Source organism: Brevibacillus parabrevis, from assembly GCF_022701015.1.
Classification (GTDB): domain Bacteria; phylum Bacillota; class Bacilli; order Brevibacillales; family Brevibacillaceae; genus Brevibacillus; species Brevibacillus parabrevis.
On the sequence record NZ_CP064090.1, the window covers coordinates 550,578 to 575,892 of the forward strand.

Annotated in this window: 25 protein-coding genes and 2 pseudogenes; 9 read left to right on the top strand and 18 right to left on the bottom strand. The window is 51.3% G+C overall.

Annotation, left to right across the window (positions count from 1 at the left end):
- Positions 1–135: 135 nt before the first annotated feature.
- Positions 136–1,227 carry a helix-turn-helix transcriptional regulator gene (locus IRJ17_RS02505; RefSeq protein WP_122962189.1) on the top strand — a complete coding sequence of 364 codons (1,092 nt, stop codon included), beginning with the start codon at positions 136–138 and terminating at the stop codon, positions 1,225–1,227.
- 56 nt (positions 1,228–1,283) lie between these two features.
- On the opposite strand, the gene IRJ17_RS02510 is transcribed toward IRJ17_RS02505, so the two are convergent.
- From IRJ17_RS02510 to IRJ17_RS02525, 4 genes are all read right to left on the bottom strand, one after another.
- Entirely contained in the window at positions 1,284–1,670 is a 387-nt protein-coding gene (locus tag IRJ17_RS02510; protein ID WP_173599708.1) for a VOC family protein, read from the bottom strand.
- 65 nt (positions 1,671–1,735) lie between these two features.
- Positions 1,736–1,945 carry a hypothetical protein gene (locus IRJ17_RS02515; protein ID WP_242773084.1) on the bottom strand — a complete coding sequence of 70 codons (210 nt, stop codon included), beginning with the start codon at positions 1,943–1,945 and terminating at the stop codon, positions 1,736–1,738.
- Positions 1,946–1,957: 12 nt separating this feature from the next.
- Positions 1,958–3,058 (bottom strand): threonine aldolase family protein, encoded by a 1,101-nt coding sequence (locus tag IRJ17_RS02520; RefSeq protein ID WP_122962186.1) that lies wholly within the window; start codon positions 3,056–3,058, stop codon positions 1,958–1,960.
- 107 nt (positions 3,059–3,165) lie between these two features.
- Positions 3,166–3,723 carry a bifunctional transcriptional activator/DNA repair enzyme AdaA gene (locus tag IRJ17_RS02525; RefSeq protein ID WP_122962185.1) on the bottom strand — a complete coding sequence of 186 codons (558 nt, stop codon included), beginning with the start codon at positions 3,721–3,723 and terminating at the stop codon, positions 3,166–3,168.
- Positions 3,724–3,860: 137 nt separating this feature from the next.
- On the opposite strand from IRJ17_RS02525, the gene IRJ17_RS02530 reads away from it, so the two are divergent.
- The 3 genes from IRJ17_RS02530 to IRJ17_RS02540 are packed head-to-tail and all read left to right on the top strand — an operon-like array spanning position 3,861 to position 6,281.
- Positions 3,861–4,826 carry a DNA-3-methyladenine glycosylase family protein gene (locus tag IRJ17_RS02530; protein ID WP_173597913.1) on the top strand — a complete coding sequence of 322 codons (966 nt, stop codon included), beginning with the start codon at positions 3,861–3,863 and terminating at the stop codon, positions 4,824–4,826.
- Positions 4,827–4,846: 20 nt separating this feature from the next.
- A complete protein-coding gene (locus IRJ17_RS02535; RefSeq protein ID WP_242773086.1) occupies positions 4,847–5,965 on the top strand; it encodes a deoxyribonuclease IV in 1,119 nt (372 codons plus the stop codon).
- Between the two features lie 10 nt (positions 5,966–5,975).
- The gene (locus IRJ17_RS02540; protein WP_242773088.1) at positions 5,976–6,281 is read left to right on the top strand and encodes an Ada metal-binding domain-containing protein; all 306 of its coding nucleotides are present in this window, start codon (positions 5,976–5,978) and stop codon (positions 6,279–6,281) included.
- A 153-nt stretch (positions 6,282–6,434) separates the two neighbouring features.
- Here IRJ17_RS02540 and IRJ17_RS02545 read toward each other — a convergent pair.
- From IRJ17_RS02545 to IRJ17_RS02560, 4 genes and pseudogenes are all read right to left on the bottom strand, one after another.
- Positions 6,435–7,189: pseudogene (locus tag IRJ17_RS02545) on the bottom strand (amidohydrolase family protein); the annotation flags it as partial.
- 37 nt (positions 7,190–7,226) lie between these two features.
- Positions 7,227–7,952 (bottom strand): response regulator transcription factor, encoded by a 726-nt coding sequence (locus tag IRJ17_RS02550; RefSeq protein WP_122962181.1) that lies wholly within the window; start codon positions 7,950–7,952, stop codon positions 7,227–7,229.
- 33 nt (positions 7,953–7,985) lie between these two features.
- The gene (locus IRJ17_RS02555) at positions 7,986–9,365 is read right to left on the bottom strand and encodes a PepSY-associated TM helix domain-containing protein (protein ID WP_242773097.1); all 1,380 of its coding nucleotides are present in this window, start codon (positions 9,363–9,365) and stop codon (positions 7,986–7,988) included.
- A 187-nt stretch (positions 9,366–9,552) separates the two neighbouring features.
- Positions 9,553–10,395 carry an aldo/keto reductase gene (locus tag IRJ17_RS02560; protein WP_242773099.1) on the bottom strand — a complete coding sequence of 281 codons (843 nt, stop codon included), beginning with the start codon at positions 10,393–10,395 and terminating at the stop codon, positions 9,553–9,555.
- Between the two features lie 175 nt (positions 10,396–10,570).
- On the opposite strand from IRJ17_RS02560, the gene IRJ17_RS02565 reads away from it, so the two are divergent.
- Complete coding sequence (locus IRJ17_RS02565; RefSeq protein ID WP_122962178.1) at positions 10,571–10,930, top strand: winged helix-turn-helix transcriptional regulator; 360 nt, start codon at positions 10,571–10,573, stop codon at positions 10,928–10,930.
- 72 nt (positions 10,931–11,002) lie between these two features.
- Here the strand turns inward: IRJ17_RS02565 and IRJ17_RS02570 are convergent, their stop codons facing one another.
- From IRJ17_RS02570 to IRJ17_RS02580, 3 genes and pseudogenes are all read right to left on the bottom strand, one after another.
- The gene (locus IRJ17_RS02570; RefSeq protein ID WP_242773101.1) at positions 11,003–11,200 is read right to left on the bottom strand and encodes a hypothetical protein; all 198 of its coding nucleotides are present in this window, start codon (positions 11,198–11,200) and stop codon (positions 11,003–11,005) included.
- Positions 11,201–11,284: 84 nt separating this feature from the next.
- Positions 11,285–12,493 (bottom strand): MFS transporter, encoded by a 1,209-nt coding sequence (locus IRJ17_RS02575; protein WP_242773103.1) that lies wholly within the window; start codon positions 12,491–12,493, stop codon positions 11,285–11,287.
- 235 nt (positions 12,494–12,728) lie between these two features.
- Positions 12,729–12,917 (bottom strand): annotated as a pseudogene (locus IRJ17_RS02580) (hypothetical protein); the annotation flags it as partial.
- 259 nt (positions 12,918–13,176) lie between these two features.
- Between IRJ17_RS02580 and IRJ17_RS02585 the strand changes: the two are divergent.
- Both IRJ17_RS02585 and IRJ17_RS02590 read left to right on the top strand, forming a co-directional pair.
- Positions 13,177–14,031 carry a YiiX/YebB-like N1pC/P60 family cysteine hydrolase gene (locus IRJ17_RS02585; protein ID WP_173597909.1) on the top strand — a complete coding sequence of 285 codons (855 nt, stop codon included), beginning with the start codon at positions 13,177–13,179 and terminating at the stop codon, positions 14,029–14,031.
- A gap of 66 nt (positions 14,032–14,097) precedes the next feature.
- Entirely contained in the window at positions 14,098–14,544 is a 447-nt protein-coding gene (locus tag IRJ17_RS02590; RefSeq protein WP_242773119.1) for a hypothetical protein, read from the top strand.
- A 1,581-nt stretch (positions 14,545–16,125) separates the two neighbouring features.
- On the opposite strand, the gene IRJ17_RS02595 is transcribed toward IRJ17_RS02590, so the two are convergent.
- The gene (locus IRJ17_RS02595; RefSeq protein WP_122962173.1) at positions 16,126–17,352 is read right to left on the bottom strand and encodes an MFS transporter; all 1,227 of its coding nucleotides are present in this window, start codon (positions 17,350–17,352) and stop codon (positions 16,126–16,128) included.
- Between the two features lie 130 nt (positions 17,353–17,482).
- On the opposite strand from IRJ17_RS02595, the gene IRJ17_RS02600 reads away from it, so the two are divergent.
- Positions 17,483–18,088 carry a TetR/AcrR family transcriptional regulator gene (locus IRJ17_RS02600; RefSeq protein WP_173597907.1) on the top strand — a complete coding sequence of 202 codons (606 nt, stop codon included), beginning with the start codon at positions 17,483–17,485 and terminating at the stop codon, positions 18,086–18,088.
- 73 nt (positions 18,089–18,161) lie between these two features.
- Here the strand turns inward: IRJ17_RS02600 and IRJ17_RS02605 are convergent, their stop codons facing one another.
- Complete coding sequence (locus tag IRJ17_RS02605; RefSeq protein WP_122962171.1) at positions 18,162–19,205, bottom strand: LacI family DNA-binding transcriptional regulator; 1,044 nt, start codon at positions 19,203–19,205, stop codon at positions 18,162–18,164.
- Between the two features lie 332 nt (positions 19,206–19,537).
- On the opposite strand from IRJ17_RS02605, the gene IRJ17_RS02610 reads away from it, so the two are divergent.
- The gene (locus IRJ17_RS02610) at positions 19,538–20,590 is read left to right on the top strand and encodes a 2,3-butanediol dehydrogenase (protein ID WP_063229073.1); all 1,053 of its coding nucleotides are present in this window, start codon (positions 19,538–19,540) and stop codon (positions 20,588–20,590) included.
- Positions 20,591–20,680: 90 nt separating this feature from the next.
- Here the strand turns inward: IRJ17_RS02610 and cntE are convergent, their stop codons facing one another.
- From cntE to opp1B, 5 genes are read right to left on the bottom strand one after another with little or no spacing between them, the layout of a single operon-like run.
- The gene (gene cntE, locus IRJ17_RS02615; RefSeq protein ID WP_173597906.1) at positions 20,681–21,892 is read right to left on the bottom strand and encodes a staphylopine family metallophore export MFS transporter CntE; all 1,212 of its coding nucleotides are present in this window, start codon (positions 21,890–21,892) and stop codon (positions 20,681–20,683) included.
- 33 nt (positions 21,893–21,925) lie between these two features.
- Positions 21,926–22,669 (bottom strand): ABC transporter ATP-binding protein, encoded by a 744-nt coding sequence (locus tag IRJ17_RS02620; protein WP_122962169.1) that lies wholly within the window; start codon positions 22,667–22,669, stop codon positions 21,926–21,928.
- Positions 22,656–23,477: a staphylopine uptake ABC transporter ATP-binding protein CntD gene (cntD, locus tag IRJ17_RS02625; protein ID WP_242773121.1), complete on the bottom strand. Its 822-nt coding sequence runs from the start codon at positions 23,475–23,477 to the stop codon at positions 22,656–22,658. Before cntD ends, IRJ17_RS02620 begins: the two co-directional genes overlap by 14 nt.
- Positions 23,478–23,483: 6 nt before the next feature.
- Positions 23,484–24,377, bottom strand: a complete 894-nt coding sequence (gene cntC / locus IRJ17_RS02630; RefSeq protein ID WP_122962167.1) for a staphylopine uptake ABC transporter permease subunit CntC — start codon at positions 24,375–24,377, stop codon at positions 23,484–23,486.
- Between the two features lies 1 nt (position 24,378).
- Positions 24,379–25,311, bottom strand: coding sequence for a nickel/cobalt ABC transporter permease (gene opp1B, locus IRJ17_RS02635; protein ID WP_122962166.1), 933 nt, complete (start codon positions 25,309–25,311; stop codon positions 24,379–24,381).
- Positions 25,312–25,315: the final 4 nt, after the last annotated feature.

Genomic DNA, 25,315 nt, shown 5'->3' on the forward strand with positions numbered 1-25,315 from the left:
CAACTCCTCGTTGACTTTTGGCATCTCTTCATTAAGAATTATTCTCAATTATAGAGATGCACAATAGGAGCACCATCCCACAAATATGGGATTTTTCTGCGAATCCACTGAATCTACACGCACAGGAGAGCACAGATGAATGCAAAATGGGAAGCAAGCAAACGAAAACTGCTGACTCTGGCAAAGCGGCATTCCTCTTCGCAGGACTACCGGACGGCGCTTTTGCAGGAGCTGCGGGAGTTCGTGCCTTTTGACGGGGCGTGCTGCACGGCGGTAGACCCGCAGACGCTTCTGTCTACAGGAGCCATAACCGAGGACGGGATTGAGGCGATTCATCACGGGATTTTTGAATATGAGTACCTGCGTGAAGACTTCAATCGGTACGATCAGTTGAGCCAATCAGCAGAAGCGGTCGCCACGCTTCATCAGGCAACCGGAGGCGAGCTTGTGCGCAGCGCGCGTTACCGCCATGTCCTGTTCCCTGCCGGATTTGCCGATGAACTGCGTGCGGCGCTCAAGTACGATGGAGCTTGCTGGGGATTTTTGACGTTGTTTCGCTTTCAGGGGCGGCCTTTTTTTAGCGAGGAAGAGCGCGAGTGGATGGCGGAGCTGGCACCGTTGATCGCCTACCAGCTGCGAAAAACGAGCCTGTCCCTGCCTGCCGAGGAGACTTCCTGGATGGAGGAAGAGACGGGGATTTTGCTCATGTCTGATCAATTGGCGATCCAATCGGCCAACACGACCGCAGACAGATGGCTTTCGCTTTTGCGCAAGTGGGAGTCGATCGATCGCCGCACCTTGCCGCGACCAGTGCGCGCTGTCTGCTCCCGGGCGTTGGCGCAATTGAACGAGTCTGATCCGAAAGCGTCCATGGCAAAAGTGTGCATCCGCATGCCTGATGGCCCTTATGTCGCGATTCAAGCAAGTCCGCTGCACGGCCAGGACGGCGCTGTCCATCTGGCGGTTTTGTTCAGCCCGGCCAAGCCAGCCGATATTCTTCCGATTGTGTGCGAGGCTTACGGATTGTCCGAGCGTGAAAAACAGCTGCTCGCTCTGATCGTGCGCGGCTTCTCTACCAAAGAGCTTGCGCACAGGCTGCACATCTCTGCCTACACGGTGCAGGATCATTTGAAGTCGATTTTCGTGAAAACAGGCGTATCCAGCAGACGCGAGTTGATCTGGCAGCTGTTTTCGAGATTCGGCGTGGAGGCAAGCGAAGGGAAATGAAAAGCAGCCTGGTCGCACCACTATTCCGGTGCAATCAGGCTGCTTTGTTGTTGCGATCATGTCATCTGATAAATCTGGATCAGGTTCCCGCACGTATCGTTCAAAACGGCGAGGATCACGTTTCCAGCCTCGGTCGGAGGCGTCTTGAAAACTACGCCGAGCTGAGTCAAGCGCTCGTACTCTTTGTTGACGTCACTCACTTCAAACGCCGTCGCAGGGATGTTTTGCTCAAAAATCGCTTTTTGGTAGGTCGATGCAGCCGGATTTCCGTTCGGCTCCAGAAGCAACTGTACACCGTCCGGCTCTTCCGGAGACACCACTGTCAGCCACTTGGCCCCTCCCATCGGAATGTCCATTTTGGTCACGAAACCGAGTATCTCCGTATAAAACTTTTGCGCCTTTTCCTGATCGTCTACAAAAACACTCGCCAAACTGATTCGCATAAGGAACCTCCTGATTACTTTTCAGCCTATTTCGCTAGTGTACCCCCGATGGGCTGCTTTCCTACCTACCTGTCTTTGGGCAAGGCAAGATGAAAAATCCATTCCTCGCCATACACGACAAAAGCTCGCTGCTTGGCATTCGCTTGCGAGACCGCAACGACGTCAACTGGCAGCGAAGTATAAATAGCCTGCTCTTCCGGCAAGCAATAAGCGGCGATAGCAGGAAAATCGTCTTGCTCATACGGTCTGATCCAAAATCCATTCGCTACAGTCATGGAAGCTCCCTTCTATTCCTGGCACGCCTCTCTCAGCTTCTGATCGAGCACCTGAAAGACGCTTGCCAGCTTTTCTGCGGGAACGTTCGCATAGCGATCGCCTATGCTCACTTCGTAGTAGCTGGAATGCTCGTCTACCTTCCGCGCATAATGGGAGATTCCTACGCCTGTCTCCTCGCAAATGGAAAGAAGAATTTGCTCGAAACGCTCTTTGGGCAAACGGACATGCACATGGAACATGTTTGATACAGGTACGGCAGGGATGGTGGTGACGCCGTGGCATTGGTTGTATCTGCCGGCGAGGTCTTTGGCCTGCTCGTAATACTCGCCGAACTTGCCCTTTCTCGCTTCAAAGTTGGCTTCGGCAGTCAAAATGTACGGATACAAGCTGATCAGATCGCCGCCATGGCGCCTTTTCCAGATCACGGCCTCTTTCGTGAAAGTCTCGTCTCCGGCCAAAATCGCTCCGGCGATGCCGCCGACTCCTTTGTACATCGAGATATAGACACTATCGAACAACGCGCATACTTCCTCGGCCGTTTTCTGATAGTATGGCAAAATTTCCAGAAGCCTTGCCCCATCCAGATGCAAGCGGATGCCTTTTTCCTTGCAGTGGCGCGAGATTGCTTGCAACTCCTCGTAGGACGGCAGTTGTCCGCCGATTTCACGCTGCGGGAGTTCCAATAGCAGGCAGGAAATCTCCTCCGTCATGCCGAGGACATCGTCCAGCGCAATTACCCGGTGTTTGTCCGCAAGCAGCACCGCGTCGATGCCGTGGAGCTTGCGCAGCCCTTCCTCTTCATGAATCTCCAGATGGCAAAGCGGATGGTACGCCACCCGGTTGATGCCTTTTTCCTCGGACCAGATGCGCATGGCGATTTGCTGTGCCATCGTACCGCTCGGGAAAAAGACGGCGGATTCTTTTCCCAAATATTTTGCCATTTTATGCTGAAAATTCTCGATGACCGCTCCCGTTCCGTACACATCCGCCTGGAGGTCGCCATCCAGCTCCTGAAAAACAAGCTGCAATTGGCGGATATCTCTCTTGCTGTGCCCAGCTAACTGATAGGTCGTCTGATTGAATGCTTGCAGCAACGTTTTCTGATCTTCCATGTCGACAGGTCCCCTTTTTCCAGCTGAGTAGGCTGCGATTGTTTGCATGCGGCTTTGCCATGCCCCTTTATCCAAGATACCATATCTTTTTCGCAGCCTTCTCAAAATTATTGCTTCAAGTGCAATTGACGGTATTCGCTGGGGGTGCTCCCTGTCGTCTTTTTGAACAGCGTAATGAAGTACGGCGTGTTTGGCATGCCGACCTCCGTGGAAATCGCGGCGATTGACTTGTTTGATTGAGCCAAAAGCTCTTTTGCCTTGTCCAGCCGTTTCTGCTGAATGTATTCCACAGGCGTCATTTCCTTGATTCGCTTGAACGTGCGATGCAAATGGTAGGGGCTGCCGTGGCACATGTCTGCCAGATGGGCCAAGCTCAGCTTTTCGGTGTAGTGAGAGTCGATATATTGCGTCATTTGTGCGACCCACTCGCGATCCGGCAGGCGCTGACCCGTCGGCTTGCACCTTTTGCACGGGCGAAACTCCTCGCGAATCGCCTCGCTCGCCTGTTCAAATATCCGCACATTTCCCCATCTCGGCGGCTTCGACTTGCACGATGGGCGACAAAAAATGCCCGTCGTCTTCACCGCGTAAAAAAACTGCTGATCATAGGTCGCATCGTTATTGATGATGGCTTGCCATCGCTCCTCAGTAATCCCAAGCTCCATGTTGCCCACCTCCACCATCAGTATACCCCCAAGCGAACCGCTTCGTGCTCTGTTGTAAATAAAATAGCAAGATAACGAAATGACAGTCCAGCTTTTCTTGCGATACAACTAAGAGAGTGCCAAAAGGAGGCTGTTTGATGATGAATACAAACAAACGAATATATACGGAATTGCCACGCCAATGTCTACCTGCCAACGCTTGGGTCGATAATAAGAAGGAACTGATCCTGCCTACCGAACAACCTTTTTCATTTTCCCAAAACCTCCATTACTTGTCGCGCAGCAACAACGAGTGCCTGTACCAGATTGAAGGAGATCGGCTGTACAAAGCGATTCCTGTTGACGGCGACATCCCTGTCGTAGAAATTCGCGCCGACGATGACGGGCAGCTGTCTGTTCGTTTTCTCGGAGACGCTCCGCCGCCAAATGTACGCGCCCAAGTAGCGCAGTACGTTTACGACTGGTTTGATCTGGGAACCAATCTGACAAAGTTTTACGACCTGGCCCAAAACGATGCCTTGTTAAAAAACGCTGTCGCTTCTTACTACGGGCTGAAAAATATGGGCATCCCCGACCTGTTTGAAGCGATGAGCTGGGGGATTATCGGACAGCAAATCAACCTGACGTATGCCTATACGTTGAAAAGACGTCTCGTGGAAAGCTTCGGGCAACGGGTCGAGCACGCAGGGAGGACTTTTTGGGTGCATCCTGCGCCGCAAGTGATCGCCGAACTTACCGTGCAAGACCTGGAAGCGCTGCGGATGACCACGAAAAAGTGCGAGTATTTGATCGGTGTTGCACAACTCATCGTTGAAGGGAAACTATCGAAAGAGCTATTATGGGACGGAGGAGATTGTAAAAAGGCAGAGAAAAAGCTGATCAGCATTCGCGGGATTGGTCCGTGGACAGCCAACTATGTCCTCATGCGCTGTCTGAGGATGCCGTCTGCTTTTCCGATCGACGATGTCGGCCTGCACAATGCCATCAAATATGTTCAGGGTACGGAGACAAAACCGACCAAAGCCGAAATTCTGGCGCTGTCCAGCAGTTGGACAGGCTGGGAGTCTTACGCCACCTTTTACTTATGGCGTTTTCTCTACTAACCAAAGGAGGTTTCACTCGCATGCTGAAAATAGGCTCGCACGTTTCCTTCTCCGGCAAAGGTCTGCTCAATGCCGCAGAAGAAGCCGCCACCTACGGCTCTAGCACGTTCATGATTTATACGGGAGCGCCGCAAAATACAAGACGCAAACCGATCGAAGACCAATACATTGAAGAAGGCAAAGCTGTCATGGCCAAAGAGGGCGTCGAGGAAATTGTCGTGCACGCCCCTTACATTATCAATCTCGGCTCCTATAAAGAAGACACGTTTGAACTGGCTGTCCGCTTTTTGCAAGAAGAAATTCGCCGGACTGACTACATCGGCGTCAAAAACATCGTGCTCCATCCCGGCGCCTATACCGACAAGGACGCGGAGTACGGCATTGCCAGAATCGCCGAGGGCTTGAATGAAGTTCTCGCCGGCGTGAAAGACACTGACGTCAAGATCGCGCTGGAAACCATGGCCGGAAAAGGAACCGAGATCGGACGCAGCTTCGAAGAACTCGCCGCGATCATCGAAAAAGTCGAAGACAACAGCAAGCTCGCCGTCTGCATGGATACGTGCCACATTCACGATGCGGGCTACGATATCGTCAACGATTTTGACGGTGTGCTGGAGCAGTTTGACCGCACCATCGGCCTGGACCGCCTGAGTGTCGTCCACCTGAACGACAGCAAAAACTTCCGCGGCGCCGGAAAAGACCGCCATGCGCCAATCGGGGCCGGGCTGATCGGCTTTGACGCGATGAACTACATCGTCAATCACGACAAAATCCGCCACCTGCCGCTCGTTCTGGAAACACCGTGGATCGGAAAAGAAAAAGGCAAGGAGCGCCCGATGTACAAAGCCGAGATCGCCCTGCTGCGCGGCGAGATCGAACAGCGCTTCGGCGACGAATTTATGGATCACGTGGAGCGGCTGGACTACTTCTTCCGCAAGCAAGATGTGACCAGACGCGAATATGTCGTCGGCATCTGGGATCTGTTGAAAAACGACGCGAAAGCCAAAAAAGCGGACGGTCGCGAGCCGATGGAACGACTGTACGACATGGCACACGAAGCACGCTTGTTCCCGGAGCTTTCCGAGGAAGAGCTGAATCAACGCCTGACCGCCTGGTTTGCCATCCCGAAATACTCGTAAGCCAGGCCGCATGAATCTCTCTGGCAGATTCGGCCTGAACAGCGATGCAGCAAAAGAAAAAACGTACTTGCTTCTCGGAAGCGACGGTCGGTTGTATCGAAGCCAAACTCCGGGTACAATCGGTGGCTATCGGCGGAAAAAAATATACGGACGGCTGGACTGCCCCTCCGCTCTGCGTGCCATCGCACGGGGAGGATATGTAGCCCATCGCGTATTTTTCGCTGACGAAAAGACCGCTGTCGCTGCGGGCTATCGGCCCTGTGCAGTTTGCCTGCCTGACAAATACGCTCTGTGGAAAGCGGACCGCTCCCTATAAACTGCTGGAAGCGACATGCGACCGCTGTGTATTCATGCATTTCCTACAGCTACAGTAAATCCTACACGCCAAAAAGCTGGCCCGTGCCGATGACGGAAGCCAGCTTTTTGGCTTTTTGCTTTCTTCGCTGCTTTACTCGTTCATGCTGCCAGACACGCCATTTTTGTGCAAAAGGGGAACAGGCGGAATGACTCGGAAATACGGGACGCTCGTGACGATGGAGATACCCGCTTCCCGCAACACGGCTGCCATCTCTTCCGCTTCCTGCGCCGGGATGTCGCCCAAGGCAAAAGCATGACTGATCGCAACTCGCCCCTGCAAACCAGCCTCCGTGGTCATGGCTCCAGCCGCTTCATGGTGAACGTGCCGAGATGACCGTGGTCGTGCAAATGCAAATCGATGCCCGCCCCCGCTTCGACAGCCAAATCGACCATCTGATAGAGCGACTCTTCAATATCCTGATCGACTGTCGCCGGGTCCACGCCGCCGACGTGTGTCGCGCCTTGCCGCAGCGCTTCCCTGACGAGTCCTTTCGCCCTGGTGCGCAACAGCCCGTGCTGCGGGAACGCGACGATTTCGTGCGTCAGCCGATCCGCATACGTCGCAAGTGCGGCCTGAACCTGCTCCAGGTTGGAGATTCCTACTTCCGGATAAATGTCTACATGAGTACGCACATGGGTGGAGCCGTATGACAGCAGGACAGCAAGGAAGTTTTCCGCTCGTTCCTTGGTGGACGTCGCAAGCCCCGGCAAAATCCGCTTTTCGATCTCGCAGCGCTCGATCACGTTTGCGGCCGGGATCACTGCCCGCCATTCCTCGCCCAACAGTGTCTTGTCCAGGTGGACGTGCTTTTCCAGCAAGGTCGGCATAGCCAACAGCCCTCTGGCGTCTTCCCGCTCGATGCCATCCTCGCTCAGCTCGTCAGCAGCAGACACGATCCGGGCGTTACTTGCGATTCTCGGCGCACAACTGATAGCCCCAGCCCCAGACGGTCGTAATCATCCCCGCCGCTTCCGGGGAGCGCTGGGACAGCTTTTTTCTGATTTTCCGCACGTGGGCGTCAACCGTGCGGGAATCCCGCTCGGTTTCGTCATTCCAGACGTTTTGCAGCAAATCTTCCCGCGAAAACGTCTCATTGGGATGCAGCGCTAGAAAATACAGCAGCTCAAACTCTTTGGGAGCCAGTCCCACTGTTTTTCCGCTGACCGTGACCCGATGAGCCAGCGGTTCGATCAAAAGGTCGGGATAGGAGATCGCCACAGGAGAGCCGCTGCTTTTTTTGCCTGTTTCTTGCAGACTGGCAGTCCGATGCAGGATGGCCTTGATTCTGTATACAAGCTCGTGCGGGCTGAACGGCTTGACGACATAATCATCCGCTCCCGCCTCAAAACCTCGCAAGCGGTCAGCCTGCTCCCCTCTGGCCGATACGATGACAATCGGCACCGGATCTGTTTCGCGCAGACGCAAGCACAGCTCGATCCCGTCCATACCGGGCATCATGAGATCGAGTATGATGAGGTCATAATCGATCTGTTTGACCAGTTTCAACGCTGCGAATCCGTCCTCTGCCTCATCCACGACATATCCCGCATTTTCCAGATACATGCGCAAAATACGCCTGATTCGCTCCTCGTCGTCCACGATCAAAATTGTAGCAGGATGATCTCCCATGACGCTCTCCCTCCTCGCTTTTGTGACTGCTCCCTACGCTCCCAAAAATCGCTTGGCCGCAGGAATGCGCCTGATGACAAGCAAATCGACAAGCAGCACGGCAACCAGGGAAATGCCCACCAGCGGGAAAAACAGTCCAAACGCAATGATGATGGCTGCGACGCCTTTCATCAGCTTGTAGTTTTTCGGCAAAGCTGGCGCTCCCAGCTTGCCAGCCGGCTTGCGTTTCCACCACATGATCAGCCCGGTAAGCGAGATGCCTACCAAGCCGAGGCAAGTCAATGCCGCCAAAAGCTGGTTCGGCCAGCCGAAAAAGCGCCCCTCATGCAAAGCGATGCCGATTTCGATTGCTTTTGCCATTGTCCCGTAATCGGCAAAACGCAAGTCAGCGAGCACCTTGCCGCTGTATTGATCGATGTGCAGCGTCGCGTTATCTACCGGAGATTTCGGGAAAACCGACACGGTATAGACGCCTTTTTCTCCTTCCGGCAGATTGATCGTATATCCGGCAGGGACTTTGCGCTCAGTAGCAATGTTGACTACTTGTTCCAACGGCAATGTTTGTACTCCGCCTTTTTGAGCGGATTCCGGCACGGGCATGTTTTCGGCAGCCCACGATACTTCGGCAACAGCCTTTGTCGGGATCACCGACTCCGGTACGCTACCCCACAGTTGGTCGGGGTAGCCGGATTGTGCGGAAGTGGCTGCCTTGTTGACGTAATCGCCCCAGACGCCAGACCACGGCAAGCCTGTCATGATCAGTACAGCGGTAAACAAAGAGAGCCAGAAAGCGGGCACAGCATGCAAATCCCGCCAGAAAATGCGTTTTCCTTGCGTGAATCTCGGGATCAGTGTTCCGTACAGCGATTTTGTGTTGCGCGGCCACCACAGATAGACTCCGGTTACGAGCAAAATCATTCCCCAACAGGCTGACAGCTCGATAATCCGGTCGCCTGTTTTCCCTGCCATCAGCTCGCCGTGAAGCTTTTTCATGACTTGCATGAGCTTGTTCTGATCATCCAGCTCACCGACGATTTTGCCGTCAAACGGGCTGACGAAGACGGTTTTGCTGACCTTGTGTTCGACAATGCCGACCTCGGCTGTTCGTGTCGGCTCATCAGACGGACGGTAGCGTGTGATGACGGCTTCCGGATAAGCCTGTCTTACTGCCTCAACCTGCATGGTCGGCGATACAGCCGTATGTCCCGCCGCGACATAGTAAAGGTCCTTGTACATCCACGCTTCAATCTGCGGCTTGTACAAATAAATTCCGCCAGTAATCGCTAACAAAATCAGAAAAGGAGCAAAAATAATTCCTGCGTAAAAATGCCACCGCCAGATCGCCACATACAAGCGTTTTTCCTTTTGTGGCTCCTCTGTTGCTTCTTGCTGATACGTTTGCGGCATCGCCATATACCCGCGTTCCCCCTCGTACTGATGATTTTACGAAATTGAGTATATGACGATTGCCCGTTTCGCTACATGACTCAACCTGGCTATTTTGGGCATGAATATGTGTCGGAAGATTGACAAGTTTCAGTTCCCGCTTCCCAAAAAGAAAAGGATATAGAGGCGGCTCTATACCCTTTTTCTGTATCGATTAAAAATCAAAGTTGTCCGGATCCGGACCGACGCGATGATTTTCATTCAAGCCGTCGATCAGCTCCATATCTTCTTTTGTCAGCTCAAAATCAAACACCGAGGCATTCTCGACAATGCGCTGTTCTTTTGTCGATTTCGGAATCGTCACAACGCCATGCTGCAAGTCCCAGCGCAAGATGATTTGGGCAATCGATTTTTGGTACTTCTCAGCGATCCCTTTCAGGACAGGATTGTCCAGCAATTGGCCCTGCATCAGCGGCGACCACGCTTCAAACTGGATGCCCTGCTCCCGGCAGTAGGCGCGCAGCTCTGTTTGGGACAGTCGCGGATGGAACTCCACCTGGTTGACCATCGGCTTGATTTCGGCGTCCTTGAGCAGCTCTTCGAGATGATGAATGTGGAAGTTGCTCACCCCGATCGCCTTGACGCGCCCTGCTTTGTACAAAGTTTCCAGCGCTCTCCACGCTTCTTTGAATTTGCCTTCCACCGGCCAGTGAATCAAGTACAGATCGAGGTAATCCAGCCCCAGCTTGTTCAGGCTCGTTTCGTAGGCAGCCAATGCGGATTCGTAGCCAAGGTCGGCGTTCCACACTTTTGACGTCACAAAAAGGTCTTCTCTCGCCAAGCCCGCTTCTTTCAGGCCAGCGACAATGCCGCGTCCGACACCTTCTTCGTTCTCGTAAATCGCCGCCGTGTCGATGCTCCGGTAGCCGTGCCGGATCGCAGCTTTTACGGCGTTTTCCAGCTCCGGTCCTTCCGCGACTTTAAATACGCCAAGGCCCAGCCAAGGCATTTTCACGCCGTTGTACAGTGTGGTAGTCTCTTGCAAATGCTTTGCCATGATTAATTTCCTCCATCCCTATTGTCTATTTATGAAAGACAGTCTACAGTAGTCAAATATGCGGGGTACGGTTTGACAAGTGCTATTATGAGAGACAATAGCCAAAAGAGAAAGTACGTACTTTTTTGTGCGATAGGTACTAAAAAGTGCCTATGCATGCAGGAGGGAACCGTTCTTGAAAAAGAAGTACAACATTTCAGTCGAAGCCACACTCGAAGTTATCGGCGGCAAATGGAAGTGCGTCATTCTTTGCCATCTGACGCACGGAAAAAAACGCACGAGCGAGTTGAAGCGGCTCATGCCCGGCATCACGCAAAAAATGCTCACCCAACAGCTGCGCGAGCTGGAAGACGACGGGATTATCAACCGGATCACTTACAATCAAGTTCCGCCAAAGGTCGAGTACGAGCTGAGCGAGTACGGCTGGAGCCTGAAAAGCATTTTGGACGCGTTATGCGCCTGGGGTGAACAGCATATTATCAAGGAGTACGGGGACAAATATGCTGTATTGGAAGACAGCATTCTCAATAAATAACAACCGCGGCACCCCTCATTCATGTAATTGAGAAAAGGAAAGGTTCACTTGGAAGCAACCGCATCTCCTGTTTTACGCCAGCTGGGCAGCTCTGATCTGCTGCTGTCGCCGCTGGGGCTTGGCTGCTGGCAGTTCAGCAACGGCAATGGCATGGTCTACTCCTTTTCCTCGGTTGCCAGTGAAATGCGGGAAATGGTCGGCGAACTTTCGCGAGTCTGGTCTGAAAAAGACGTTGCCGCTCATCGAGGTGTTGGACGAACTGGCAGACAAATACGCGTCCTCCTCCACACAAAAAGCAGGCTGTGATCCGCGAGTAGATCACAGCCTGCTTCGTTTTTTCAAGAACGCAGCCAATCAACGGCGCGCCTTTTCCCGTTTTCCGCTGATTTCAGTAAGAATCGCCGCCCCCAACACCATCACTCCGCCGATCCACGGCGTATGAATCAAGCCCAGCGAATCTACAACGATTCCCCCTACAAAAGCTCCGATGGCGATTCCGAGATTGAACGCAGCAATATTGATCGCAGACGCCACATCCACCGCGCCGGGAACGTATTTTTCCGCGAGCTGCACTACGTATACTTGCAGCCCTGGCACATTCATGAACGCCAGCAAGCCCATCAACATAATCGTAATCGTGCCTGCCACCTTGAACGGCGCGGTAAACGTAAGAATGAGCAAAATGACTGCCTGAACCACAAACATGAAGAACAACGCTCGCAGCGGATTTTTGTCGGCTGCCCTCCCTCCGACTGTGTTACCGATGGCAATAGCGATGCCGTACACAAGCAAAATCAGACTGACGACATTGGCATGATAGCCTGTGATCTCTTCCAAAAGCGGCGTCAAAAACGTAAAGGTGACAAACGTTCCGCCGTAACCGAGTGCCGTAATGGCGAAGGCCAGCAACAATCGGCTATTTGTGATAATTTTCACTTGGTCTTTCAGCGAGGCAGGCTTGCCTGTTTTCAACTGGCTGGGAACGAGTATCGCGGTCGCCACCAAAGCAATCAGGCCAAGGATGGCTACGCCCCAAAACGTCGCTCTCCAGCCAAACATTTGACCAATAAACGTTCCCAAAGGCACACCTGTAACCGTGGCGACCGTCAATCCGGTAAACATCGTCGCGATCGCACTTGCCCGTTTATTTTCAGGCACCAGGTCTGCCGCAATGGTCGAGCCAATGGAAAAGAAGACACCATGGGAAAAGGCCGTGATGAAACGGGCAATGAGCAGCAAAGCAAAGCTTGATGACAGCGCAGCGACGCTGTTTCCGACGATGAAGACCACCATTAGCAAAAGCAGCAGCGTCTTGCGCGGGATTCGGCTGGTCAGCGCGGTAATGATCGGCGCTCCCACAGCCACGCCCAGCGCGTAGCCGGAAATCAAAAGTCCGACGAGCGTGATCGTTACATGCAAATCCTGCGCGACAGTAGACAACAGACCGACAATGACAAACTCCGTCGTTCCAATGCCAAATGCACTGATTGCGAGAGCAAGTAAAGCGAGCGTGGAGTTTTTCGCACCTTTTTCATGCTGCTCTCGGTTGATAGCTGTGCTCATGATGAAAACATCCTCCTGTTATTTTACTTTCCAGTCATTCGGCAGGGCCCTTGCGCATCATGATTGGCGAATATGTTGTGTTGCTGATTGCCATTATCGAGCATGCGAGCTTTTAGCGGAAGTACGTACTTTTTAGTAGCATAGGCACAAAAAAGTGCCTTAGGCGCGCCGGATAAATCTGCTCAAGCTTGCCTGGCCCGCGTTCCCGTTGCACAAAAAAACGTCTCCCGGCCCTTTATAACTGGCCGGTGAGACGCTCTGACGACAGCTGGCTTAAAAATCGTTTGGTTCGTTCATGACTTGGCGCAGAAAAGAGCCGAGCTGGCGGGCCTTCTTCAATGATCCTGCCATCGTGCATGACGACGACCCGATCTGCCACTTCGCGGGCAAAACCCATCTCGTGCGTCACCACGATCATCGTCATACAGCAAAATAAAGATGATCATGTGGATTGTAAGTAGCAAAAAGCTAATGAAATTTTAGCACTAAAAACAGGAAAAAATGAGTGAGCATAAGCGTAGTCAAATTAATAGAATTAATTTAGCAAATAGCATTGACATACAAAATAAAAAATGTAAAATTTTTCATAAAAAGTTATCTACTTACACTTCGGAACAAAAAGGTAAGCTTTTCGCAATTTCCATCCTGTTTATATCATTACAATTTTAATTTAGGAGGACTTTATGAAAAAGTTACTGAGCGCTTTTGCTATCTTTGCATTAATATCCAGCCCATTAAGTATCGTGAATGCTGAATCAGAGTACAACAATGAGGAAATTCAAAAAGTTGCCTTAGCAAGTGGGAAAAGCGAACAAGAGGTAATCAAATTGCTGAACCAGAGACAAGAACGACTCAAACAGACAAGGGAGAACTGGTCGAAAATCATCCAAAAACAACGTGAAGAATTTAAGGACGAAGTAGACAAACAGAAAGCCAATCTAGGGAAAAAGAATGAAAAGGTTGAGATGATCCGTATTATTACGTCAATCGATCCTAAATTTGAGAAACAGAACTTCTCTTACAATGAAGAATCTGGGGAACTTCAGTTGGAAACGACATCTGGAACCGGGCAGATTGGCACTTATGGCGATATACTGATTACACTTGATTCTGGATCAGAAAGTTCAGGTTCGTTTTACGGAGGTCATGCTGCTATTGTATCTGAGGATAGTAACTCCTGGACTATAGAGTCATTTGCAAAAGGGTGGAGTCCGCAAGCTCCGAAAATTGACGGCGTTTATTGGCACATAAACGACTGGGCAAACCGATACGATACTGTGGCAGGATATCACGTAAAAAAAGCTTCTTTATCCGACTACACTGACGCTGCACTATATGCTGAGGATAATTTGTACAAACCTTACAACTTTGATTACTTCGACAAATGGGACACTACTTCTTTCTACTGCTCACAGATAGTTTGGCGTGCATGGTATAGCCAAGGCTTTAACCTAGATTCTGATGGCGGAGATGCTGTATGGCCAGAAGATATTGCTAATTCTTCGAAAGTTATCCCATTCTACAGTGCTGGTATCTAAAAGCACAAGAAGGGTAGGAAAATCCCGTATTTTCCTACCTTTCTATCTATTTAAAAAGGAGAGTTTATGAGAAGTAAATATTTACGTCCAAAATTTTTTCTGTTAGTTTTTGGGGCTATAAGTGTTTTAGGTATAATAATGTTAAGCACCGGACAACTTTCATATAAGATTAATAAAAATGTAGAAAAGTATATAATACTCCGCACTTCATTTGTAGAGAACAAAAGTAAATTAGAGATATATTCCGAAGACAAAAAAATAAATGAAGAGAATATTGACCAAGGGGCATTGAATAGTCTTATTAATCATAAGGATAATTTTTATATTTCTTCTAGATATAAAGGCGATTACTATATTCTTTCTAAAAATGGGCGGTTAATTAAGAAAAGAATTGAGTCAGGAAAAGGAATTACAAATACATTCTATAACAATGATAAAATTACATTTATCACCAACTGGGGCAAAAAAAGAGAAGGGGATTATTTCTTACACGAGTGGAATATATTTACTTAATGATAAAAGTGAACCTGTCGAATTTGTTCTAAATAATGGATTTTTCACAAGCGGAACCTTTTTAACAATCATATATATGTATTAACATTTGACCCAACAGTTAAAGAAGAGCAAATATTAAAAGTAAATTTCAATGGTGAAATAGTAAAAAATTTGTACTTGGCAGATCTCCCGATTTGAGTTCAGATCCATTACCACAAGTAACGATTTGATATATATGTATTCTAATGATGGAAAATTGCTATTTATAGATACAGCAGATAATCTTCAAGAGATACCCTTACAAACGGAACTGGTAAAGTATTTAAAGTATTTACTGCTTATCAAGGAATAAATGTGCTGTTCTATAACGGAACTTTTATTCAGATAAAACAAAATAAGGTCAATAGTGCCTTAAAATTGCAAAATGAGTCAAATGAGCATTTAATTAGCATTCAATCCAAAATTAAAGGCAAAGTATTACACGTTTTATATACATTTGATAAAGCATATTACGGAAATTCCTATAAATATGAAGGACTTATTCGCCAATATAGCATCGACAATGGCTCTGTATTAGCTAACCTTTATATTGAGAAACTAGATAATTTAAGATTAGTTGACTTTGACATAACTAATAATTAGACAGTTTAAAAATTTAAGTCAAAGGAGTGTATTTATGGAATTTTTAATAGTAATTGGTTCAAATTTGATTGCATTTCACATGCTATCTATAGTTCTCATTGGGTGTTTACGTTTTTTTTTACCAAAGCTTCATTTGCTCGTCTTTTTATTAACTAATGCGATAGCAGGAGTTCTGTTCCTAAAATATTTAGAATTGACTTGGTCAACTTCATTTTTATTTTTTAATTTACTTACTGCATTTATTGGAGTGGGAATCGCAAGCTTGCTTAGGAAATTAATTCATAATTTTAGGGAGGAGTGAGGGGATCAACATACGTAATTTACTATTGAACCTCTCCAATGCTCCTCCAGATTAACGTGTCAAAAAAATCCCCTCAAAAAATTACGTAATGTGGCTGCTCCCTTTTTCGTTACTTGGCAGTTTGCTGAACCAAGATCATGTTCTATATTAAGCACATACATACTTATTCGGCTATGAGCCACACCCTGTCATGAAGTTAAAAGTCGTGGCTCCTTCTCTTTTTTGCTCCCAACTGCTGTTGCAAACCTTAATCTACTTCACTTCCTCTATCTCTCGCATGAACGTTAGCCTTCAAAATTCCCTCACCAAATGGTCTCGCTTGTATTCTTCAATCACTTTCCTGCTTTCGATTTCATTTGCCGTAAATCACCTGTCTTCCGTATTTCAGAGCAAATACAATATCGTATTACAGTTCAATGTGCATGCTAAGCTAAACTACTTTTGTCCATCCGTTGGTTTCCTTAATTCATGTAAGCAGTTGGCAGACCAGTTCTCAGTGCATCATTGATTTAACAGGTTTCATTTCCGCTCTTATCTTTATTTTGCGAATGAGCATTATAAAAACTCTAAGAAAAAGTGTCGTTCTATACACTCTCATCCCAGCTCCAATTTTCTCATAGTCGCATCCAACGGCAACATTCCTACCAAACACACCTTTACCCATGCTTCACAGCTGCTTCCTCCGCGCGCGAGATGGCGCGAATATGCGCCGAGCGCAACGAACGATAGCCCAATCCCGCGATCAGCATGGCCAAAACTCCCGCCACAATCGCCACCATGAAGCCTGCGTGGGAACCGAACCCGTCGATCACCCAGCCCGCTGCCGCAGAGCCGAACGCCACGCCAATCCCCAAGCCTGTAATAGCCCATGTCATGCCTTCTGTCACCATCGATCGCGGGACAATTTTTTCCACCAGCCCCATCGTCACAATCATCGTTGGCGCCACTGACAGGCCAGCGAAGAACACGACGATGGCGAGGGAGAAGAGGTTGCTCACCAAAAACAGCGGCAGCATCATGACCATGCACAGCGCGACTGCCTGTAAAAATTGTCGGTGCAAAGGCGCTTTCAAGCTGAGCGTACCGTACACAAGCCCAGCCAGGCACGAGCCGACTGCGTATATCGATAGCACGATGCTCGCAGCGACTTTGTTGCCCTGTTCCTCGGCAAAAGCTACCGTGACGACATCCACCGCACCAAAAATGACACCCATGGCTGCGAGCGTAAACACCAGTGCCTGCAAGGAGCCGAGCTTGATGACGCTCCCTTTTTCCTCAGGATCAATAGGGCGCACTTTTGGCTCTGTACCCTTTTGCAGCGTAAACAGCACCACTCCTGTCAGCAGGAAAAGGCAAGACAACAGCGGCCCCGCTTCGGGAAAGACTGCCACACTCAAGCTTACGGAAACGATCGGTCCGACAATAAAGCAAATCTCATCCACCACCGATTCAAAAGAAAACGCGGTGTGCAGCTTGGGGGAGCCGCCCAAAATCGCAGCCCAGCGAGCGCGCACCATCGCTGCCATGTTCGGCATTCCCCCGGCGAACAGCGCTGCCAAAAACAGCGTCCAGTCCGGCGCCCCGAGCCTTGTGCATAAAAGCAAAATAGCAGCAGCGGTTACGCTGATCCCCGCAGCAGGCAGCAGCACGCGGGATTGCCCCAGCCTGTCAGCCAGCCGCGAGATATGGGGAGCCAAGAGCGCAGATGCCAAGGCAAACGTCGCTGCCACAGCACCTGCCAGCCAATACTCGCCTCGCAGTTGAGACAGCATGGTAACGATTCCGATCCCCATCATGGAAATCGGCATTCTGGCAATAAAGCCAGCCGCAGAAAACCCCTTCGTTCCAGGAGTTTGAAATATCTCACGGTATGAGCGAAACATGGTGCACCTCCGTAAATGTAGGATGACTTGTCACGACCGTCCTTTCAAGTTGACATACGTACCGTATGCCAATATCATAAAAACATACGCGACGTATGTCAATCCATACCAATCAAACAGGAGGAGTCCCATGACCCGCAAGACACGCCAAGAAATGCTAACAGAAACCCGCGCCAAGCTGGTAAGTGCAGCCAGACAAGCCTTTGGCACAATCGGATATGCGGACACATCCATGGACGATCTCACAGCCTCTGTCGGACTTACCCGCGGAGCGCTTTACCATCATTTCGGAGACAAAAAAGGTCTGCTCGCAGAAGTGGTCAAGCAAATCGACGCAGAAATGGACGAAAAGCTCGCCACCATCTCCACAGAAGCGGAAAATGCATGGGAAGGCTTTGTCTGCCGTTGCCGCGCTTATCTCGCCATGGCGCTTGAGCCGGAGATTCAGCGCATTGTCCTGCGGGACGCACCTTCCATCCTGGGCAATGCCTACTGGCAATCCTCCCAGTCCCAATGCCTGGCGACGATGGCGGAAACGCTCCGCCAGTTGATGGAAGATGGCATGATTGTCAAAACAGACCACGAAGCGCTTGCCCGGCTGTTGAACGGCGGCCTGGCTGATACGGCCTTTTGGCTCGCCAACTCCGACGCGCCGGAAGCGGATTTGTCCAAAGCGCTGCAAAGCCTCACCGCTTTATTGAACGGTCTGTTGCTGACGAGAGAGCCGCTGAAATAAATCGGCTTTTCCCCAATAAAAAAAGCCGAGAGATCGCAGGAGCAATTCCTTCCTGTCCAGCTCTCGGCTTCCTTCATCTTGGCAGCTCGTTATCCATCGGCGACTTGCGAATCATCGCCACGCTTGATTCCCTGACAATGAGCCTCGGTTCAAACTGTACCCGCTCATATGCACCGGAACCGTTTTCGCGAATCCGTTTCAAAAGCAGCTCGGTAGCCAGCCGTGCCACTTCCTCCCCCATGATGGACACAGAACTGATCTGCGGAGTCGTGATCGTCGTCCAGACGTTGTTGTCGATCCCCACGATCGCCACATCTTCCGGAACGCGAACGCCCAGCTCTTTGAAGCGATTCACGATCCCAATCGCCACCATGTCGTTGACCGCGTAGATGGCGTCCGGCATGTTTTTCAGGCTGAAAAAATAGTCAGCGGCCCGGCGGCCAGTCTCAAAGGAGAAGTCCTCGCCGAAATACACCAGCGAAGGATCGACGTGACTGAGCGATCCTTCGTAGGCAAAGTAGCGTTCCTCGATCTTGTCTTTAGGCGCCCCGGCGTAAGCAATCCGCGTCCGCCCGATTTTGATCAGATGCTCCATGACAAGCCGCCCCTCCTGGCGAGCCATGCTGACGACGTCGGCCTTCACGTTTTCTTCAAGCCTTTTCCCGTAGTTGATAATCGAAACCGGGACGCTCGCCTTGTTGATCAGCGGAACAAGCGTTTTCGGGTAGGCGAGCGGCATGATGATCAGCCCGTCCACATGCAGCTTTTTCACCTCGCGGACAGTCTCCAGCTCGGTCCGCGCATTGCCTGACGTGTTGATTTGCACGACGCGATAGCCGTGCTGCTTCGCCGCTTGCTCCACAGACCAGGCAATGTCCGGGATAATCGCGTTGCGAATGTCCGGCACAGCCAGCGCGATCTGATACGTCTGGCGTACTTTCAGGCTCTGCGCAGAAGTGTTCGGGGTAAATCCGAGTTCCTCAATCACCTGGAGAACCAGCGCTTTCGTCTTCGGGCTGATCCCTTCGCTGTCATTGATCGCTCGCGACACAGTAGCAATTCCTACCCCTGCTTTTTTCGCCACGTCTTCAATCGTCACTTTATGATTGGTATCCAATGCAATGCTTTCCTTTCCTGCTTGGAATCGTTTTCTGCTTTCTTACGAATCTGCCGCTTTTATTATCGTTATTATATCACACGCGGCTCTGGCGGTAATGCAAACGCCACGCCCGGTCAGAGCCTTCACGCATGCAACAACGGATATTTTCAGCCAAACCAAAAACATTCGCTAGATTTCCCACTCAACAATCAGTCGCACGATTTTCACTCGATATTACAGTTTGACAATATGTCAAAGTTATGACATATTATTTTTCGGAAACGTTTCCTGTTTTAATTACTGATTCCGATCATCATATATTTTATCCACCTACAAGGAGCTGACCATTTATGAAAGCGTTACGCTGGCATGGTTTAAAGGACCTCCGTCTGGAAACAATCGAACAGCCTGAACCTCGCAAAGGACAGGTAAAAATCAGAGTGGAATGGTGCGGCATTTGCGGAAGCGACCTGCATGAATACGTAGCTGGACCAATCTTCATCCCGGAAGGAACCGCTCACCCGCTCACTGGCGAGAAAGCGCCAATTGTCATGGGACATGAATTTTCCGGACAAGTTGTCGAGATCGGTGAAGGCGTACAAAATATCAAGGTTGGCGACCGCGTCGTTGTTGAACCTGTTTTCGCGTGCGGCACTTGCGCGGCTTGCAACCAGGGCAAATACAACCTGTGCAGCAAAATGGGCTTCCTCGGCCTCGCTGGCGGCGGTGGCGGCTTCTCGGAATACGTTGCTTGCGACGAACACATGGTTCACAAAATCCCGGACAGCCTCTCCTATGAGCAAGGCGCACTGGTCGAGCCATCTGCTGTAGCTCTTTACGCTGTGCGTTCCAGCCAACTGAAAGCAGGAGACAAAGCAGTCGTCTTCGGTGCCGGACCAATCGGATTGCTCGTGATCGAAGCGTTGAAAGCGGCAGGCGCAGCAGAAATTTACGCTGTCGAGCTGTCTCCTGAGCGCAAAAGCAAAGCAGCAGAGCTGGGCGCAATCGTCCTCGACCCACAAGAATACGACGTGGTTCAGGAAATTCACAACCGCACCAACGGCGGGGCTGACATTGCCTTCGAAGTAACAGGCGTGCCACCAGTTCTCACCCAAGCGATCGAGTCTACGAAAATCGCCGGACAAATCATGATCGTCAGCATCTTCGAACGCGAAGCGTCGATCAAGCCGAACAACATCGTCATGAAAGAACGCTCCATGACTGGCATCATCGGCTACCGCGACGTATTCCCGGCCGTAATCAGCCTGATGGAAAAAGGCTTCTTCCCGGCGGACAAGCTCGTTACCCAACGCATCAAGCTGGACGAAATCGTCGATCACGGCTTCGAAGCGCTCCTGAAAGAGAAAAATCAGGTGAAAATCCTCGTCAGTCCAAAAGCGTAACCGAAAACGATTCCAATATCATGAATCCCTCTCACAAAACAAAGAGCGGACAGGCTGGCTACACTCCGGCCTTCCGCTCCTTTTTCTTTTCTACGCCGCCTCCGCCTCTGTCAGCGCTTTGCGCCGCTCATAGGCAAACAAGGTCATAGCCACTCCCAGCAAAGCGCACAGCATATACATGAACGAATACGAAGACAAATCCGCGACTGGCCCCATGATAATCCCGCCGAGCGAAACACCGAGATCGGCTGTGGCGATAAACAAACCGATCAGGACATTGCGGCTTGCCTGCGGCAAAACAAAGGTCAAATACGTGGTCAATGTCGGATAGAGCAGCGCCTGCGCGATTCCCATCAACACAGCCCCGACGTAAAAGAAGACAAACCCGCCCGCAGCGGACAAGCTCACACTCTGTGCCGCTACAGCGAGGATGAGCATCACCCCCATAATAAAAGAAGCGCGCCATTTGCCATCGGAAGGAATTTTTTTTCGCAAAACAAATCGCGCCAAAACGACCGTTCCCGCCTGTAGCATCAGGAAAACTCCCGCATGACCGCCGGCAATTTGCAGTGCGTACAACGGAATAAAAGCAGTCACCGCCCCGAATACAAGCGAGGATGTCAGCATCAGCACACTGCATGCGAGCAAGTGCGGATTTTTGAAAAATGGGCCGAACGCCGAAAAGGTTTCCGCTTTTCCATTCGCATTCGCCTGTCCTTGCCCGCCAGCCCCGGCTTGCCCATCGCTTGGATCGTCGATTTTGGCGGTGAACCCGACCACACCCGTCAAAATCGCAATCGCGATCATTGTGACGGCAAAGCTGCCCATCTCCCCGGGCTGCCAGATGCCCAAAGCCAAAAGCGGCCCGACGATCCCTGGCAAATACGCGCACAACGAGTACATCGATATCCCTTGGGAGCGTTCTTTTTCCGGCAGGGCATCAATAATGCCGAGCTGCAAAGCCATGGAGAAAAAGGCCGTGCACACCCCTTGCAGCATGCGAGCGACAAAATACCCTTCCAGCCCGGTAAACGTGTACAGGATCAACGCCGCCCCGTTCAGGACCAAAATCGTGCGGAGCACCTTGATCGGCCCGCGCTTTTGAATAATGTGACCAGCCCACGGGCGCAGCAGCATCGTCGTAAACAAATACGCCCCCATGACTATCCCGATGGTCGTATTGGAAGCCCCCAGCGATGAGCCTTGCAGCGGAATGATCACATTCAGTATGGAGTTGGCGCTAAAATAGAAAAGAGTCAAAACATACAACCGCAAAAAAGGCCAGGCCAACGCTCCCTTCACAACAGCTCTCCCTCCTTGTCTGTCGTCGTTACATTACAGCATGACCATGCCCAACAGCTTTCTGGCATAGGCAGACTGTACGTCTTTCAGTTGCTCGACCGCGACCGTCTCTACCACTCGTCCGCGATGTACGATCATCACCCGGTCGCATAAATAAGCCGCCGCCTGCAAATCGTGCGTAATAAACAGGTAACTCATGCGGTATGTCTGCCCGAGCTGCTTCAACAATTGCAGCACCTGCATTTGCACGGAACCGTCCAACGAACTGATCGCTTCGTCCAAGACGATGCACGTGGGATTTGTCGCGACAGCCCTTGCGATGCACACTCGCTGCACTTCGCCCCCGGACAGCTCATGCGGATGCTTTTGGCGATAGGAGCGATCAAGCCCGACCTGATCCAGCAAAAAGTCGAGCTTGTCACTTGCCTCCTGCCCTCCCATCCCGATCAGGCGCAACGACTCCATAATCGCCGCTTCGACGGTATAAAACGGATTGATCGAAGAAGTGTAATCCTGGAACACAGCGCTGATTTTCCCGGCTCGGCCCCTGCGCTTCGTCACGCTCTCTCCCTCGAACAAAATGCTTCCGCGATCCGGCTGCTCAATCCCCAACACGAGCCGTCCCAGCGTCGACTTTCCGCTTCCGCTCTCCCCGATGATCCCCAGACATTCTCCGTAATCGCAGGCAAAATGGATATCCGCCAGCACTTGCTCTCTTTCTCTGGAAAAAAGACCTGCTTTTTTATACGCTTTCGCTACCCCTTCAACCTTCAGCAACGTCCACGCCTCCCATCACCTGGCTGAATCGCTGGCTGAGCGCAAGCTTGCTGGACACGAGATAACGCGTATACTCATGCCGCGCTTTGGAAAAGATCTGGTGCGCCGCTCCGCTCTCGACCACCGCCCCTTCCTTCATGACCAGCACCTCATCCGCGATCTTTTTGACGACACCCAAGTCGTGCGAGACGAAAATCATCGCGCAGCCCGTGTTCTGACGCAAAGCCATGAGCTGCTCTACCACTTCAAAGGCCGAGACGGCGTCGAGAGCGGTCGTCGGCTCATCGGCGATGATGAGATCAGGGGCAAGCACAAGCGCCAGGGCAATCATGATCCGTTGCAGCATCCCTCCGGACAACTGGTGGGGATACTTGTTCATGATCTCCCGCGGATTTCTCAGCATGACGCTCTCCATGGCCGCTGTCAGCCTGGTCGTTATCTCGTCACGCCCCCAGTCAAAGTGAGTAGCAATCGTCTCAAGCAGATGCACCCCGACTACGCATGAAGGGTCAAAAGCACGCATCCCATTTTGCACAATCAGGCAAATCTGTTTCCCGCGCTTTTGGCGCATCTCTTTTTCCGAGAGAGCCAGCAAGTTCTCCCCTTTGAACCGGATTTCTCCAGACTGACGAAGCCCGCTGTCGTTCAAGCGCATAATCGCCTTGCAGGTCAGCGACTTCCCGCTCCCGCTTTCCCCGACAATCGCCAGACAACTCCCGGCTTTTACCTGAAAAGAACTGCCAGCGACCAGGCATTGATTCGTGCCGCTGTCCCAAATTTGCAAATCCGCTACTTCCAGTATAGCCATGTGCAATCACCTCCCGCTCTTTCCACTGATTCCGGTATCCAGGGCGGAAACGAGCGCTTGCGGCTTTTGCCTGCTCCGCCCAAGCTTCGGGTCCAGGGCTGTCTGAAGCGCATCCGCCAAAAAGTTGACCGCGCAAACCGTCAGGACGATCGCCAAACCAGGGGCAAGCATCAGCTCCGGGCGGGAAAACATGACTTCCCGCGCTTCGCTCAGCATCATGCCCCACTCGGCGTTCGGAGCCTGGATTCCCAGCCCCAGAAACGAGAACCCGGATATTTGCAAGATCATCGACCCCAAGGAACTGCTGGCAATCACGGCGATGTCGGGAGTCGCCACCAAAGCGATGTGCCTCGTCATGATTTGCCAGTCGCTGATCCCGATCGCTTTGGCAAACCGGACATAATCCGCCTCTGCGTACTGTCTCACAGAGGTGCGAATCACCCTGGCAAACCAGGGCCATTTGGAGAGGACAAACGCAATCAAAATATTTTCCAGGCCCACTCCCATAATCCCGATGATGGCCAAAGTCATCACATACCCGGGAAAAGACAGCATGACATCGCACAACCGCATCAAAACGGCGTCCAGCCGCCCGCGGAAATATCCGGCCACAAAACCGACGATTCCCCCGATGCCCACAGACAACACGAGCGCTGCGAGCACCCACAGCAAGCTGGGACGGATGCCGTAGATCAGCCGGGACAAGACGCATCGCCCCAACTGATCATTGCCAAGCGGATACTCCCACGAAGCCGGAGCAAAGCGCATATCCATATGCACAGCTTTTGGATCATGGGGAGCCAGAAACGGGGCAAAAATCCCGGCTGCCGCAATCAACACGAGAAAAGTGAACGATGCCATGGCGACTTTGTCGTGAAGCGCATTTTTCAGCCATTTCATGCTACAACTCTTCCCTCAGCTTTGGATTCAACGCCGCTTGAAGCACATCTGAAACCGTGTTGAACAAAATAAAAGCGACTGCCAGCACAAGCACGTACGCCTGAATGAGCGGAAAATCCCGGCTCATGATCGCTTTGACGCTCAACGTTCCCAGCCCCGGCCAGGCAAAGACGTTTTCCACCACAACGGTGCCTCCTAAAATGACAGGGATCGCCATGCAAAATACGGCGGTAGTCACCTGCAACGAATTTCTTATGACATGCAGCATGATTTTTCGCTCCGGCAGCCCGCACGCCCGGCTGTAACGTACATACTCTTCATGCAAGTTGCCAAGCACCGCGCTCCTGACCATGCGAAAATAAATGCCTGCGTAGCCAATCGTGGTCACAGCGACAGGCAGCAAGTAGCTTTTGTACGAATCCATGCCGCTCGTCGGCAGCCAGTCGAGCTTGACTGCGAAGTACCAGACCAGTATCGCCGCCAGCAAGTAGGGTGGAAGCGAAGCCAGCAAAAAGGATACGGCTCTGACCGCTTGATCTGTCCGCTTGCCTGCTTGCAGGGCGCATATAACCCCGAGGGCGACAGACAGCACGAGAATGGCAGCAACTGAAACCAAAGTCAGCTTGAGCGTATTGACAAAAGCCGGACCGAGCAGCGACCAGACCGATTTGCCCGTGACGTACGAATGGCCGAAATCAAGCTGCAAGCAGCTCAAGAGCCAATCCAGATAGCGCACGATAAACGGCTTGTCCATGCCAAGCTCCGCTTTGGTCTGCGCCACCAGCTCCGGAGTGATCTGCGGTACGCCTTGCGCTTGCAGCACCACCTCTGCCGGGTCGAGCGGCGAGAATTGCATCAGGCAAAAGGTGCAAAACGAAACCAAGACAAGCAGCGGAATCGAAATCAGCAGCCTTTTTAGCAAATAACGCCCCATCTCT

Bases quoted from the DNA above. Each gene is read 5' to 3' on its own strand.
- IRJ17_RS02595 (WP_122962173.1), bottom strand. From the start codon at position 17,352: ATGTTTCGCTCATACCGTGAGATATTTCAAACTCCTGGAACGAAGGGG.
- IRJ17_RS02535 (WP_242773086.1), top strand. From the start codon at position 4,847: ATGCTGAAAATAGGCTCGCACGTTTCCTTCTCCGGCAAAGGTCTGCTC.
- IRJ17_RS02510 (WP_173599708.1), bottom strand. From the start codon at position 1,670: ATGCGAATCAGTTTGGCGAGTGTTTTTGTAGACGATCAGGAAAAGGCG.
- IRJ17_RS02560 (WP_242773099.1), bottom strand. From the start codon at position 10,395: ATGGCAAAGCATTTGCAAGAGACTACCACACTGTACAACGGCGTGAAA.
- cntC (WP_122962167.1), bottom strand. From the start codon at position 24,377: ATGAAATGGCTGAAAAATGCGCTTCACGACAAAGTCGCCATGGCATCG.
- IRJ17_RS02600 (WP_173597907.1), top strand. From the start codon at position 17,483: ATGACCCGCAAGACACGCCAAGAAATGCTAACAGAAACCCGCGCCAAG.
- IRJ17_RS02555 (WP_242773097.1), bottom strand. From the start codon at position 9,365: ATGGCGATGCCGCAAACGTATCAGCAAGAAGCAACAGAGGAGCCACAA.
- IRJ17_RS02505 (WP_122962189.1), top strand. From the start codon at position 136: ATGAATGCAAAATGGGAAGCAAGCAAACGAAAACTGCTGACTCTGGCA.
- IRJ17_RS02540 (WP_242773088.1), top strand. From the start codon at position 5,976: ATGAATCTCTCTGGCAGATTCGGCCTGAACAGCGATGCAGCAAAAGAA.
- IRJ17_RS02515 (WP_242773084.1), bottom strand. From the start codon at position 1,945: ATGACTGTAGCGAATGGATTTTGGATCAGACCGTATGAGCAAGACGAT.
- IRJ17_RS02550 (WP_122962181.1), bottom strand. From the start codon at position 7,952: ATGGGAGATCATCCTGCTACAATTTTGATCGTGGACGACGAGGAGCGA.
- IRJ17_RS02590 (WP_242773119.1), top strand. From the start codon at position 14,098: ATGAGAAGTAAATATTTACGTCCAAAATTTTTTCTGTTAGTTTTTGGG.
- IRJ17_RS02530 (WP_173597913.1), top strand. From the start codon at position 3,861: ATGATGAATACAAACAAACGAATATATACGGAATTGCCACGCCAATGT.
- IRJ17_RS02610 (WP_063229073.1), top strand. From the start codon at position 19,538: ATGAAAGCGTTACGCTGGCATGGTTTAAAGGACCTCCGTCTGGAAACA.
- IRJ17_RS02520 (WP_122962186.1), bottom strand. From the start codon at position 3,058: ATGGAAGATCAGAAAACGTTGCTGCAAGCATTCAATCAGACGACCTAT.
- IRJ17_RS02525 (WP_122962185.1), bottom strand. From the start codon at position 3,723: ATGGAGCTTGGGATTACTGAGGAGCGATGGCAAGCCATCATCAATAAC.
- opp1B (WP_122962166.1), bottom strand. From the start codon at position 25,311: ATGGGGCGTTATTTGCTAAAAAGGCTGCTGATTTCGATTCCGCTGCTT.
- IRJ17_RS02575 (WP_242773103.1), bottom strand. From the start codon at position 12,493: ATGAGCACAGCTATCAACCGAGAGCAGCATGAAAAAGGTGCGAAAAAC.
- IRJ17_RS02585 (WP_173597909.1), top strand. From the start codon at position 13,177: ATGAAAAAGTTACTGAGCGCTTTTGCTATCTTTGCATTAATATCCAGC.
- cntD (WP_242773121.1), bottom strand. From the start codon at position 23,477: ATGGCTATACTGGAAGTAGCGGATTTGCAAATTTGGGACAGCGGCACG.